The sequence below is a fragment of the Patescibacteria group bacterium genome, assembly GCA_004297215.1.
GTDB lineage: Bacteria > Patescibacteriota > Patescibacteriia > UBA9934 > GWF2-40-263 > 2-01-FULL-63-20.
In genome coordinates this window covers 654,255-667,141 of the sequence record SCUM01000001.1, presented here as the reverse complement: position 1 = coordinate 667,141, position 12,887 = coordinate 654,255, and the positions used below count along the sequence as shown (strand labels likewise).

Genomic DNA, 12,887 nt, shown 5'->3' with positions numbered 1-12,887 from the left:
CGTTTTATTTCGGAACCTCGTCGATGCCTCCAGGTGACCAAGGGTGGCAGCGTAAGAGGCGTTTCATGGCCAACCACAGGCCCTTTCCTGTACCAAATCGTTCGACCGCCTCAAACGCATAGCTCGAGCACGTAGGATGAAACCGACAAAATCCGTTCGGATGGAGGAAACGCAACGGCCCATGATCCGGAGAGAGGGTCATTTGGTACAGGCGTATGGCTCCCAAGGCGATCATCCTCACAAAAGCTTGGCGCGCTTGAGTGAACTCACGACCGCTGCCTCAATGGCCGCAAAATCCTTCTTCGTGACCCCCGGGCGGGTAAGGAAGGCGACGTCAAATCCCGGCTTTATGAGAGCGAGGCGCGCTTCCAGCACGGAACGGATGCGTCGTCGCACCCGATTGCGATCCACGGCGTTCTTCGAGACTTTTGTCCCGACCACCACCGCGAAACGAGAGGACCCAAGCCCGTTCTTGCGATACTTCAATCCGCAGAGGGCATCAAAAACACCCTTCCCTTCGGAGAAGAGTGCTTTGATATCCTTCTCATGCCGCAAGCGGTTCTGCGCGGGCAACATAGGATCCTTTCGTCCCGACGTAATGTCGGGGCTCAGGATGATCCTGCCTTAGGCAGGATCATTTGAGCTTTTTCCTCTGCACGGACACACGCTTGCGTCCGACCGCGCGGCGGCGGGCAAGGACCGCCCGGCCGCTCCTTGAACGGGAGCGGACGCGGAAGCCATGCACCTTTCCGGCGCGCGCTTTCTTGGGTTGGAACGTTCGTTTCATAGCACGGCCATCCTAGCACCCCATCCCCAACTTATCAACTGTTTCCCCCCCTATCCACACACTTGCCCCGTTGTGGATATCTGGACTACACTACCTGTCACTCAATGGATTTAAGGAGGAATGTCCCGTTGATGGTATGACGACTCATGAGTTGTGGCATGCTGTATTAGGGGAGCTTGAGTTATCGCTAAGCAAGGCGAATTTCACGACATGGTTTCGTAACACGTTCATCGCTTCCCATGCGGGAAACGAGGTGTGCATCGGGGTCCCGAACGCGTTCACGAAGGCGTGGCTTGAGAAAAAATATCACAAGGAGATCATGAACTCCTTGCAAAATCTCACCAACCACACGGTCCGGATCATAAGTTATCGGGTGGACTCCAAGATTCCTGCTGCGGCTGGCGCCCTGGTTTCATCCCCTGCCTCTGAACCTGCCCTCGACCATCCGATCCAGGCCGATGCCATGCCATTCCAGGTCGAAACGTCCCATGCCCAGCCGCAAAATGGGGAATTCACCTTGAACGGGAAGTATGCGTTCGCGACCTTCATCGTAGGGAAGCAGAACGAGCTCGCCCATGCGGCCGCCCAAGCCGTCGCGGCCCAGCCGGGCGGGGTCTATAACCCATTGTTCATCTATGGCGGCGTCGGGCTCGGCAAGACGCACCTCCTCCAAGCGGTCGGGAATGACCTGGTACGCAAGACCCCAAGCCTCAACGTCCTCTACGTCACCTGCGAGCGGTTCACGAACGACTACATCGGGGCGTTGCGCGGCAACCAGATGAAGGAATTCAAGTCTCGCTACCGCAACGTGGACCTCCTGCTCATCGATGACATCCAATTCCTTAAGGGAAAGAAGGAAACGCAAGAGGAGTTTTTCCACACGTTCAACCAGCTTTATCAAAACAATAAGCAGATCGTGATCACCTCGGACCGGCCGCCGAAGGCCATCCCAGAGCTCGAACAGCGCCTCATCTCACGGTTCGAATGCGGGATGATGGCCGATGTGGGAAGTCCTGATTTTGAGACGCGTGTGGCCATTTTATGGGCTAAGTGTCGCGAAAAAAACTACGCTCTCGACCACGACATCCTCAACCACGTCGCCACCGTGGTTCAGACGAACGTGCGTGAGTTGGAGGGAGCGCTTAACAAGGTCATCGCCTTCCACCAGTTCAAGAACATCCCCCCGACCGTGGAAAGCGTCCGCCCCATCCTCACGAGCTTCAACCCGACCACGAACAAGAAGACGCTCACCGCGCGCCAGGTGCTCACCACGGTCGCCACGTACTTCGACCTGCCCGTCGATGAGCTCTTGGGAAAGAGCCGGGAAAAACGCCTCGCCTTTCCTCGCCAGATCATCATGTATCTCCTCCGTGAGGAAATGAAGGCAAGCTATCCAGCCATCGGATCCGAACTCGGCGGCCGAGACCACACCACGGCCATGCATGCCTACGACAAGATCCTGAACTGCCTGAATGAGGACGAAAAGCTTCAACATGACCTGGAAATCATCAAACAACGGCTGTACGCGCTTTAAACAGCTTATCCACCTCTATCCACAAGTCGATAACCGGAGGATAGAGGGTGAGATGCCTTGCGGACGCGCGTGTGGGGAAAAGGGGGATGATCGGAAAGGGAATTCCATCTCATCTTCCATCCTCCGATCATCCTCAAGACAAAGGGGTGGTCCATGCACATTCCTTACAACTGTTTTTTCGCGAATATTAAGCCTATTCCTTATCTATCCACCCCGTCCACACCCCTTACTATCTTCGTGAGTCTCATACTCTATCTATCTAATAATAGATAACGGGGTGACAAGGAAGGGGGGAATCGATATGAAATTATCCTGTACTAGGGAGAACCTGCATCAAGGGTTGTCCATCACGAGTCACATCACATCGAAGAACGTGAACCTACCCGTCCTGCAGAACGTGCTGGTGAAAGCGGACGGCGGGGCGATACGGTTCACGACGACGAATTTGGAAATAGCCGTGTCGTGCTCAGTGCGTGGCAAGGTAGAGGTTCCAGGGGAGTTTACCGTCCCCTCCAAGCTCTTCTTCGATTACGTATCCCTCCTTCCGAACGAGACCGTGACGGTGGAGGAGGCGGGGACGAGCATGTCCGTCTCATGCGCAGGAAACAAGACACGGATGAACGGACTCCCCGCTTCGGAATTTCCGCTCGTTCCAGAGGTCACGGCGAGTCGTTCGTATCGCATCCCCGTCGCCTCGTTCCGCTCGGCCCTCTCCCAAGTTTTGTTCGCGGTGGCCACGAACGAGTCCAGGCCCGAGCTTGCCGGGGTGTGCATCCGTTTCGGCAACAGCGGGACAAACTCGACCATGACGCTTGCGGCCACCGACTCATACCGTCTTGCGGAAGCCGTCGTCCCTCTCCCGGCGGGATCCGTCGAAACGGAGGAGACGGTCATCATTCCCGCAAGGACCCTTTCCGAAGTGAACCGAATACTATCCGTGTTCAAGGACGAGGTGGATTCCCCAGCGGAAATCTCCCTCAAGCTTTCCGACAACCAAGCGGCATTCGATTACGGGACGGTTGAGCTCGTTTCCCGCCTCATTGAGGGACATTATCCGGATTATCGGCAGATCATTCCCAAATCGTTCCAAACGCAATCCTTGCTGGATCGTGACGACATGGTGAAAGCGGTGAAGACCGCAAGCCTCTTCTCGCGGACGGGCCTTTTCGACGTGACGCTTGAATTCGACGTGAACGAAAAGAAACTTCGGGTGAAGGCGACTGATGCCGCGCGCGGCGACAATACGGCCGAGTGCGGGGCGGAGGCGACCGGCTCCGACAACAACGTCACGGTGAACTACCGTTACCTTCTCGACGGCCTCAACGCGATGGGTGGCGATAGGGTGTCGTTCAAGATGATCGACGGTGGCAACCCTTGTGTCATTTCCCCATCAGAAGGGACCGGCTACCTCTATATCGTGATGCCGATCAAACAGTAAAAGAAAACGGGCCGTACGGCCCGTTCTTCGTTTCATGTCTTGAACGGATTCAAATCGTTTTGCGATGGGGGCGGGGTGCCGTCCAAGGGTGTCGGGATGGCGGTTCCTGACGGGGTGGTGACATGCACCACGATGCCGGCCGTGTCCATGCGCGCGCCATCACGGGTGCGGACGGCCGAGGCAGTGAGGATCCAATCCCCGTCGGCGGGAAGGGTCCAATCGAAGGTGATGAACGGGGAAGAGGGGAAGGTCTTCGTCCCGACCGGCTGTGGCGAACCCGCGCCGGACGGCTTGGCCGTGACCGTGACCGAGCTGTAGTCGCCCGGATCCTGCAATGTGACGGCTACAGGGAAGGAGGAGCTGGTTTTTTCGATCGTTTGGCCGTTCTTCGGGTCCAACAAATCGAATCCGCCGACCTCGGCATCGCTGGTAACGTGCACGCCAACCGTGTCAGAGCCGCTGTTTTCCACATCATCAAAGGCTACAGCCTTAAGCGTGTGGAATCCTCGGCCGACCGTGCTAGGGAGCGACGCATGCAAGGAGAACGGCTCGGATTCGTCGGAGCCGAGGAAAAATCCATCGAGATAGAACTCGACCCGACGCACGCCGCGCGGAGCGAACGCGTTCACGGCCACGTCGATCGAGCGTGAAGAGATCTCACTGCCGTTTCCTGGTGATTCTATGGTGACGCTCGGGAAGTTGCCTGGCACGTGTACGTCGTCGTATTCCGTGGGGGGCGCGGCATTGGTGACCTTTATCCCCGTCTCGATTTCCTTGCGCGCGAGCCAGTCAGCCACGCCCGCTTCCCAGGCCGCATATTGGGCGTCCCTCCCCGGGTCCGCCGGGATCGGGCCGAGCGGGTCGGCACGGTCCACGTAATGGAGGATGTCGTGATATTCAGCGAACGTGCGTTCCTCACGCATGGAGGGAGGGGTGAATTCCGTCGCGAGCTTGCCTGTGGCCTTATCGACGGTGACCGTGGTGCCGCCGAGCTCGCCATCGAGGATGCGTTTGCCCGTCGGATTCAGGACGGGGCCCATGAACGTCTCCACCGGCGTCGCGTCGAGCGCCCGCTTCATGAACGCGTTCCAGATGGGCGCCGCGATCTTACTCCCATCCGCCCCCTTCTTCATCGCGGCGTTGTCCGCGTTCCCGGTCCACACGCCGGCAGCGAGTGACGGGACATAGCCGATGGTCCACCCGTCGTGGTAGTCGTTGGTGGTGCCGGTTTTCGCGGCTGCCGGGCGGGTGCCGAGCGTGAGCGCATTATTCGCGCCGAAGACGTACGCGCGCGCGGCGTTATCCGACAGCACGTTCGTGAGCGTGCGCGCCACGTTTGGTTCCATCACCTTCTCCCCTTCAGGCGGCTTCCATTCCTCGAGGACGGTCCCGTGCGCGTCTTCCACCTTAAGGATGGATGCCTGCGGCATACGGATCCCGTCGGCGGCGAACGCGGCATAGGCGCCCACGTGCTCCACGAGCTTCACCTCGGCCCCGCCGAGCACGATGGAGAGCCCGAACCGCGAGCGGTCCTCGAAGGTGGTGTAGCCAAGCGTCTCGGCGAAATCGAGCGCGCGCGGCACCCCGACCAGATAGGTCAGCTTCACGGCCGGGACGTTGAGCGACCCTTGCAAGGCCTCGCGCACGCGGATAGGTCCGCGTTCGCTCAGGTCGTAGTTATGCGGGTTGTAGGCGCCGGTCGTGGATGGGAAGACGGTGTTCACGTCCCAAAGCACCGTGCTTGGCGTATATCCGAGCTCGAACCCCTTGGCGTACACGATGGGCTTGAAGCTCGATCCCGGCTGACGCGCTCGCGTGGTGACGTTCACCTTGCCGTGGATCTCGTCGTCGAAGTAATCCTTGGAGCCCACCATGGCGAGGATCTGCCCGGTCCTGGGATCCTCCGCGACGAGTGCGGCGTTATTGAAGGCATATTGCTCGCCTCGCTCCTCCACCCCGCGCTTCACCTCCTCCTCGGCGATCATCTGCTTGTCGTAATCAAGGGTCGTGATCACCTTAAGGCCCCCTTCCTCCACCTGGCGCTGCCCGTATTTCGCCTCCAACTGTTCCTTCACGTAGAACACGAAGTGCGGGGCTGAGATGTTGCTCACGCGGTCGTTGAGCGGCGTATCCGTCTTCTTCGCCTCCTCGGCCTCTTCCGTCGTGATGAACCCGAGTTCCGCCATGCTTGCGAGGATCCAGTCGCGGCGCACGCGGAGCCGGTCTGGGTTGTTGATGTAGAAGGTGGGCACTTGCGGGAGGGCGGCGAGGGTCGCGGCCTGTGCGAGCGTGAGGTCGCTCACGTGGCGCCCGAAGAAGTTCTGGCTCGCGGCCTCGATGCCGTAGTAGGTGGAGCCGTAGGGGATCTCGTTGAAGTAGATCTGGAGGATCTCGTCCTTCTCATAGCGGCGTTCGAGCTCGAGCGAGAGGATGAGCTCCTTGGCCTTGCGCGTGAGCGTGCGTTCGTTGCTCAAGATCGCGTTCTTCACGAGCTGCTGGGTGAGCGTGGAGCCGCCGCCGCGCGATCCGCCGAACACGAGCGCGCGCAACAGCCCCTTGAAGCTGAACCCGCCGTGCGTGCAAAAGGAACGGTCCTCGGCCGCGATGGTCGCTTGCACCGCAAAGGGCGGAATTCCCTTTTCATCCTTCTCGATGTCTGCCTCAGGATTACAGAACTCCTTCTGCACCTTCACGAGCGTGCGGTTCTCCTTATTGAAGATGGCGTACAGGAGATGCTCCCCCGTGCGGTCGTAGATCTTAGTGGTCTCGGGAATGGTGCGCTCCGTGAGCTGTTTCGGGTCCGGCAGGTCGCGGGAAACGAACGCGAACAGCCCGAGCGTGAACAGGGAGCCGCCCATCACGAGCAGGGAAACGACGAGCAGGATGTTCTGCCAAGCCCCCTTGGAGAGCTTGAGCTTGGGGAGCTTCATGCGGGATCTCCGCCCGGGATGCCATTGATGGGAGGGGTAGCGGTGGGAGGACATACGGTTCGGAGAATCGTAGCGGATTTGAGCCTCTTTTTCAAGTTATCCGTTGACTCGTTGCCGCGTCGAACGTACAATGTCGCGACCTATGAGTCCCTTACCGTCGATGGTGTGGGCCCAAGGCACGCGGCGCGCTTTGCGCCGCCATGCTTTGGACCTTTCACTCGCCGCCGCCTGTCTCGTGAGCGTCCTCGTCATGTCTGCCCCCGCGGCGTTCGCGCGGGAGGATGCCCACGAGGCCGAGCGCGCGGAAGCCCTCGCCCTGCAGGTGGCGGCCATGCAGAATGCCACCCGGCCGTTCGGCACGCTGCCGGATTCCCCGAAGCCCGCCTGGAAACGGCGCATGGTCGTTCCCGTGAGCGCGTACAACTCCGACCCGTGGCAGACCGACGATACCCCATTCGTGACCGCCTCTGGCACCCATGTTCGCGACGGGATCGTGGCCGCCAACTTCCTCCCCATTGGGACGAAAGTGAAGATTCCGCAGCTGTTCGGAGACAAGGAATTCATCGTCGAGGACCGCATGAACGCGCGGTACGGCCAGGCGATGGACGTGTGGATGGAGAGTCGTGACGAGGCGAGGAAGCTCGGGAGGCGCAGGGCGATGATTGAGGTGTACTAGACGGAAAAGCCGGCCAATGCGGCCGGTTTTTGTATGAAAAAACCCGTCATGGACGGGTCAGGGGGTGGCCGCCGGCGCATCGGCGTCCGGCGGGGGCGGATAGCGGCGGTCGAGCACCTGTTGGAGCTTGATGGCCGTCGATGCGACCTGCATCGTGGAGCGGTAGAGATTAGCGGTCGACGTCTGCATTTGCCTGCACGTCGACACCATCCCTGGATCCATCTTGTCGTCTCCGGCCGCGAGGTTGCCGGGCATGTGGAGCAGGACTGCCAGCTCACGCAGACGCTTGGCCGACATCTGGACGGAATCGTTGACGGCGACTGCCGCTTCACGCAGCTTTGGATCCTTGATGTCGCGCTCTTGCGTCGCGACCGTGAGGATGAGCGAGACATGACCGAGCTCGTCAGCGTACTTCCCAAGCAGATCCACGCGAGAGTTCATGTAGGTGAAGTACTCGCCCGTCGACTTGAACTTCGCGCAGTCCGGCTCCTTGTTGATGTCGAGCGCGAGCTGCTCGCTCGGGTTTACGGGCTGCGCCAGCGCTTGCTCCTGGCCTGTCTTGGTCGGCGCCTTGGCCTTCGGAGCCGGCGCCTTCTTCTTCGGCTCGACCTTGGCAGGTGCCTTGGGCGCGACCGGCTGCGTGGCCGGCGGGTCCGCCGCGAGGGCGGAGAGGGGGAGGGAAAGGGCGAGAACCACCACGAACGCGGTCTTCGTCTTCATGTTGCTGCGTCTCCTTGCCGTTTAGTGGCGACGGAAGGATGGCAGAAACGGACGGTTTGGTCAATATTCGCATGTCGCGCCCTTTACCTCGGAAGGAGAAACCTGTTATCGTCCTCGCACGAATGGCCACGTGGCGAAGTGGTTAACGCGGCGGTCTGCAAAACCGCTATGCGCCGGTTCAACCCCGGCCGTGGCCTCCAAAAACGCACCCCTTTCGGGGCGCGCTTTTGTTTCTACATCTCATCTTGCACGTGGATGACGATGTCCACCAATTCGTCGTTCACCAGGTCCTTCGGAACGAACACGGTCGCGTGCTTGAGCAGGTCCACGTGCAGGCATTCCTTGAGCTCGTTCATGTCTTCTTCCGGCGCGGTGAAGGCCAACGCCTCGAATTCCTTTGCCTGGAGACGATGCATGAGGTCCGTCGAAAGCTCCGTGTACAGGCGCTCGCGCGTCCACGCTTTCAGCTCCCCCTTGTTGTGCTCGTCGGCGCTGCGGGGGCCGGCGCCGGTCATCACGGCGGAACGCTCCTGTTCCATGGGTTCAAGTTTCTTGGAGATGAGATGGACCAGGTTCACCTCGCGGCCATCGGCCTTGAACAGCTTCGCTTGCACGTTATCCGTGACGACGATGAGCGTGGGGCGATCGAACGGGCGGTATTTTTCCGGGATATTCATAGGGTGAGTCAATGATACGGTATAATACACGAAAGTATGCAAGGAGGATGGAGGAAAGACATCGTGAGCTCGATGCGGGAAATCGTCTTTGGGCTGGAAGACAGCCTGGTTTCCACGCTCGGCACCATCACCGGGATCGCGGCCGGGACGGGAAGCAGTTACGTCGTCGTGCTCTCGGGGCTCGTGCTGATCGCCGTAGAGGCCACCTCCATGGCGGCCGGAAGCTATCTTTCCACCAAGTCGTCCGCGGCGGCCGAGAAGGCGTTCGAGCGCGACGGACATCGTCGCAGGCATCAGGAAGAGATCACTCCTCGGCGTTCGGCGCTCGTCATGGGAACGTTCTATTTCGCGGGCGGATTCGTCCCGTTGCTGCCGTACCTTCTCCTGCCCATCCAAAACGCGTATCTCCCGTCCATCGCCTGCACCGGGGTCTCGCTGTTCGGCCTCGGGTATTGGAGCGCCTCTTTCACGAAGCAGGATCGGATCAGGTCCGGGTTAGAAATGCTCGCGGTATCCATGGGCGCGGCGCTCATCGGGTTCCTCATCGGGTGGTTCGTGCGGACGAGGTTCGGGGTGGTTCTCTGAAGTCCGGGGCGAGGTTCAACCTTGGAGGTTGAACCTCGCCCCCATCTCTTGTCAGGGATGGTTTTCGCTGTTACCTTCCGCCTGTTATGGGGCGCCACGTGTACCTCGACCACGCCGCTGCCACTCCGCTTGCTCCGGAGGTGCTTGAGGCCATGCGCCCGTTCCTCGGGGCTGATTGCGGCAATCCCTCGAGCTTCCACGGGGACGGCAAGGCGGCCAAGGACGCGGTGGATGCCGCCTGCTCCCGCATCGCAAAGCGGCTGCAGGCGAGGCCCGACGAGATCCTGTTCACCTCCGGAGGCACGGAAAGCGACAACCTGGCCGTGCTCGGATACGCGCGTGCCAACAAGGAGAAAGGGATGCATCTCGTCACCACCGCGTTCGAGCATCCGGCGGTACTTGAATCGGTCGGACACCTCGTCCGCAAGGAAGGGTTCACGCAAACGGTCGTCTCTCCAGACCGCGACGGGCTCGTGAAAGCCGAAGACGTGCTCGCCGCCGTGCGTCCCGACACCGTGCTCGTGTCCGTGATGCTCGCCAACAACGAGATCGGCACCATCCAGCCGGTCGCCGACATCGGCCGCGAGCTTCAGAAGATGCGCGAGGCGGGGAAGACCAAGGCCGTGCTGCACACCGACGCTTGCCAGGGGGCCGGCGCCATGGAGCTCGACGTAGAAAAGCTGCACGCGGGCCTGCTCACCATCAATGGCGGAAAGATATACGGGCCGAAGGGGATCGGCGCCTTGTACGTGAAGCGCGGGCTCAAGCTCCAGCCGCTGCAGTTCGGCGGCACGCAAGAGCGCGGTATCCGCCCGGGCACGGAGAACGTCCCGGGCGCCGTGGGCCTTGCGGAAGCGCTCGACCGCGCGCAAGACGGGATGGAGGAGGAGAACGCGCGGCTCATCCCGCTGCGCGACCGGCTCGTGAAGGGGCTGCTCGCGCGGGTGCCGAAGACGCGGCTCAACGGTCACGCCACGCGGCGCCTGCCCAACAACGCCAACCTGTCGTTCCTCGACGTGGAAGGGGAGGCGCTCCTGCTGTACCTTGATGCGGCGGGAATCGAAGCCTCCACAGGGTCGGCCTGTACCAGCGCCGCGCTCGAACCGAGCCACGTGATCCTGTCGTTGGGTCTCCCCTACGAGGTCGCCCACGGGTCGCTGCGTTTCAGCCTGGGACGCGCCACCACCGACCACGACGTGGATTACGCGCTCGACATCCTCCCGCCCCTCGTCGAGAAGCTTCGCTCCATCTCGCCGGTCAGGGTCGATGAAAAGTATTATGCCTGACGTCACCAGCCGAGACCGCAAGCAATCCTGGTTCTATTCCGACACCGTGAAGGAGCACTTTTTCAGGCCGAAGAACTTCATCGATCGCGACGTGGGTCCCGACGAGTACGATGCCACCGGCAAGGTGGGGAGTCCGGCCTGCGGCGACGAGTTGCGCGTGTGGATGAAGGTGGATCCCGAGTCCGAACGCATCCGGGAGTTCCGCTGGAAGACGTTCGGGTGCGGGAGCGCCATCGCCTCGACCTCCATGGCGTCGGTGATGGTGACCGAGAACGGCGGCATGACGCTCGATGAGGCGCGCGACCTCAAGCCGCAGGACATCATGGCGCGCCTGGGCGGTCTGCCCGCGCGCAAGTTCCATTGTTCGGTGCTGTGCGACAAGGCGCTGCGAGACGCCATCAACGATTACTACCGCCGAGCGGGCAAGACCGATAAGATGGTGGTCGAATCCGCCCGCCTGGTGGACCCGGTCGCCAAGGTCACGGACCGCGACATCGAGGAGGCGGTGCTCGAAGGGGCGCATACGCTCGAGGCCGTCCAACAGAAGACCAAGGTCGGCATCGGCAACCCTGGCGTCTTGCCGGCGGCGGAGGAACTGATCCGTTTTTATAAGGAAAAGTATTTCGGTTGATATGCCTCGCATCAAAGTGAAAGTGGATCCCGACCTCTGCATCGGTGCCGCGAGCTGCGTCACCATCGCTCCGGACACGTTCCAGCTAAACGCCGAGAACAAGGCCGACGTCCTCGACCACGGGCAAGAGCCGGGCGGAGAGAGCTATGAGCGCGAGCTTGAGGTGACGCAATCCGAGATGGAAAACATCCTTCTGGGCGCGCAGTCCTGCCCCACGCTCGCCATCTTCGTGTACGACGAGGCGGGAAAACAGCTGTTTCCGGAAATGTGAGCGAGACACGGTTCGTCATCGCGGGTGGGGGAATCGCCGGCACGACCGCGGCCGAGGAGCTGCGCAAGCGCCTGCCGGACGCGCAGATCACGCTGGTGAGCGAGGAATTCCATCCGCTCTATTCGCGCGTGCTGATCCCGCACTACCTGCAAGGCAAGGTGCCGCGCGAGCGCGTGTTCCTGAAAAAGGCCGCGTGGTACGCGCAGAACCGCATCGAGTGGCTCGCCGGCACGTTCGCACAGGCGCTCGATACGAAGAACGCGTTCGTCACCCTTTCCGACGGCCGCGAGCTGGAATACGACAAGCTCCTCATCGCCACCGGCGGCCAGCCGCGCCCTGCTGACCTCGAGGGACGCAATGTTTGCCACATGCAGACGGTGGATGATGCCGACCACATCTTGAAGCTGCTGGACGAAGCCAGCTACCCCTCTCCTTTAGAAGGAGAGGGCATGGGTGAGGTAGGGCGCGAGCCGCGCGGCGTCGTCTACGGCGGCGGGTTCATCGCCTGCGAGTTCGTGGACCTGTTCGCTTCGCGTGCGTTGCCCATCGAAGTGCGGCTGCGCGGCGACCGGTTCTTCTCCTCGTCGCTCGACGGCGCTTCGTGGGAGATGCTGCGCACGAAGCTCGAATCATCCGGCGTCACGCTCGTGACGAACTGCGCTACCTCCCCCTTGGAAAGGGGGAGCATGAGGGGGTCTGTGCCCGCGGACTCGGCAGCGATCGTCGGCCTGGGCCTCGGACTCGAAGCCGAGCTTTCGTGGATCCGCGAAGGCGGCGTGGAGGTGGGGCAGGGAGTGAAGGCAAACGAATATCTGGAGACGAACGCGCCCAACGTGTGGACCGCCGGGGACGTGGCCGAGTTCTTCGACCTGTCCGTCGGCCGGCAGCGCATGGTGGGGAGCTGGATGAACGCGCAGATGCAGGGGCGATGCGTCGCGGCGAATATGGCCGGGGAGCGGCAGCCGTTTTGCCTGGTGTCCTCATTCGCGACGCAGCTTTTGGGGACGCCGATCACCTTCGTCGGCGACGTGATGCGGGAAAAAGCCGACGAGACGAAGGTCCTCGGCGATGCCGCGACCGGCATCGTCCAATTGTTCGGCCGAAAGGGGAAATTGGTCGGCGCGACCCTCGTCGGGACTGCCACGGCGCGACAAGCCGCCACAACGCTCATAAAAGAAGGCCGGCTGATAACAGATTTTTCGCTCAAGTAAGCAAAGAGTACCGTCAGACACTCTTGACAAAAGGGTGTTTTTCGCGTATATAGGAGGGTCTTTTCCGTGCGGGATTTATGAGTGGGAGTATCCCGTTAGGAGAGATCGCGTACCGGGTTCCGGTCGCGTCTCCTTTGAAAA

General features: G+C 61.1%; 14 protein-coding genes and 1 tRNA gene. 9 read left to right on the top strand and 6 right to left on the bottom strand.

The window, feature by feature from the left end; all coding sequences use genetic code 11:
* Window positions 1–4 precede the first annotated feature (4 nt).
* From yidD to EPO34_03375, 3 genes are read right to left on the bottom strand one after another with little or no spacing between them, the layout of a single operon-like run.
* Window positions 5–241, bottom strand: coding sequence for a membrane protein insertion efficiency factor YidD (gene yidD / locus EPO34_03385; GenBank protein ID TAK04162.1), 237 nt, complete (start codon window positions 239–241; stop codon window positions 5–7).
* A complete protein-coding gene (gene rnpA / locus EPO34_03380) occupies window positions 238–576 on the bottom strand; it encodes a ribonuclease P protein component (GenBank protein ID TAK04161.1) in 339 nt (112 codons plus the stop codon). The genes yidD and rnpA overlap by 4 nt, the downstream gene beginning before the upstream one ends.
* A 58-nt stretch (window positions 577–634) precedes the next feature.
* Entirely contained in the window at window positions 635–787 is a 153-nt protein-coding gene (locus EPO34_03375) for a 50S ribosomal protein L34 (GenBank protein TAK04160.1), read from the bottom strand.
* A 136-nt stretch (window positions 788–923) separates the two neighbouring features.
* Here EPO34_03375 and dnaA point away from each other — a divergent pair, with 136 nt between their 5' ends.
* Entirely contained in the window at window positions 924–2,321 is a 1,398-nt protein-coding gene (gene dnaA / locus EPO34_03370) for a chromosomal replication initiator protein DnaA (GenBank protein ID TAK04159.1), read from the top strand.
* A gap of 301 nt (window positions 2,322–2,622) precedes the next feature.
* Window positions 2,623–3,759 carry a DNA polymerase III subunit beta gene (dnaN, locus tag EPO34_03365; GenBank protein TAK04158.1) on the top strand — a complete coding sequence of 379 codons (1,137 nt, stop codon included), beginning with the start codon at window positions 2,623–2,625 and terminating at the stop codon, window positions 3,757–3,759.
* Between the two features lie 32 nt (window positions 3,760–3,791).
* Here dnaN and EPO34_03360 read toward each other — a convergent pair whose 3' ends face one another.
* Window positions 3,792–6,743, bottom strand: a complete 2,952-nt coding sequence (locus tag EPO34_03360; GenBank protein ID TAK04157.1) for a hypothetical protein — start codon at window positions 6,741–6,743, stop codon at window positions 3,792–3,794.
* Window positions 6,744–6,894: 151 nt separating this feature from the next.
* On the opposite strand from EPO34_03360, the gene EPO34_03355 reads away from it, so the two are divergent.
* Window positions 6,895–7,365, top strand: coding sequence for a hypothetical protein (locus tag EPO34_03355; protein TAK04156.1), 471 nt, complete (start codon window positions 6,895–6,897; stop codon window positions 7,363–7,365).
* A 57-nt stretch (window positions 7,366–7,422) separates the two neighbouring features.
* Here the strand turns inward: EPO34_03355 and EPO34_03350 are convergent, their stop codons facing one another.
* The gene (locus tag EPO34_03350; protein ID TAK04155.1) at window positions 7,423–8,085 is read right to left on the bottom strand and encodes a hypothetical protein; all 663 of its coding nucleotides are present in this window, start codon (window positions 8,083–8,085) and stop codon (window positions 7,423–7,425) included.
* Window positions 8,086–8,209: 124 nt separating this feature from the next.
* Between EPO34_03350 and EPO34_03345 the strand changes: the two genes are divergently transcribed.
* Window positions 8,210–8,285, top strand: a tRNA-Cys gene (locus EPO34_03345).
* A gap of 33 nt (window positions 8,286–8,318) precedes the next feature.
* Here EPO34_03345 and EPO34_03340 read toward each other — a convergent pair.
* On the bottom strand, window positions 8,319–8,762 hold the full coding sequence (locus EPO34_03340) for a hypothetical protein (protein ID TAK04154.1): 444 nt from the start codon (window positions 8,760–8,762) through the stop codon (window positions 8,319–8,321).
* Window positions 8,763–8,798: 36 nt separating this feature from the next.
* Here EPO34_03340 and EPO34_03335 point away from each other — a divergent pair, with 36 nt between their 5' ends.
* The 5 genes from EPO34_03335 (at window position 8,799) to EPO34_03315 (ending at window position 12,746) form a co-directional block, all read left to right on the top strand.
* Window positions 8,799–9,347, top strand: a complete 549-nt coding sequence (locus EPO34_03335; protein ID TAK04153.1) for a hypothetical protein — start codon at window positions 8,799–8,801, stop codon at window positions 9,345–9,347.
* Window positions 9,348–9,433: 86 nt separating this feature from the next.
* Window positions 9,434–10,633, top strand: a complete 1,200-nt coding sequence (locus EPO34_03330) for an aminotransferase class V-fold PLP-dependent enzyme (protein TAK04152.1) — start codon at window positions 9,434–9,436, stop codon at window positions 10,631–10,633.
* A complete protein-coding gene (locus EPO34_03325; protein TAK04151.1) occupies window positions 10,626–11,264 on the top strand; it encodes an iron-sulfur cluster assembly scaffold protein in 639 nt (212 codons plus the stop codon). The genes EPO34_03330 and EPO34_03325 overlap by 8 nt, the downstream gene beginning before the upstream one ends.
* 1 nt (window position 11,265) lies before the next feature.
* On the top strand, window positions 11,266–11,535 hold the full coding sequence (locus EPO34_03320) for a ferredoxin (protein ID TAK04150.1): 270 nt from the start codon (window positions 11,266–11,268) through the stop codon (window positions 11,533–11,535).
* The gene (locus EPO34_03315; GenBank protein TAK04149.1) at window positions 11,436–12,746 is read left to right on the top strand and encodes a hypothetical protein; all 1,311 of its coding nucleotides are present in this window, start codon (window positions 11,436–11,438) and stop codon (window positions 12,744–12,746) included. Before EPO34_03320 ends, EPO34_03315 begins: the two co-directional genes overlap by 100 nt.
* Window positions 12,747–12,887 lie beyond the last annotated feature (141 nt).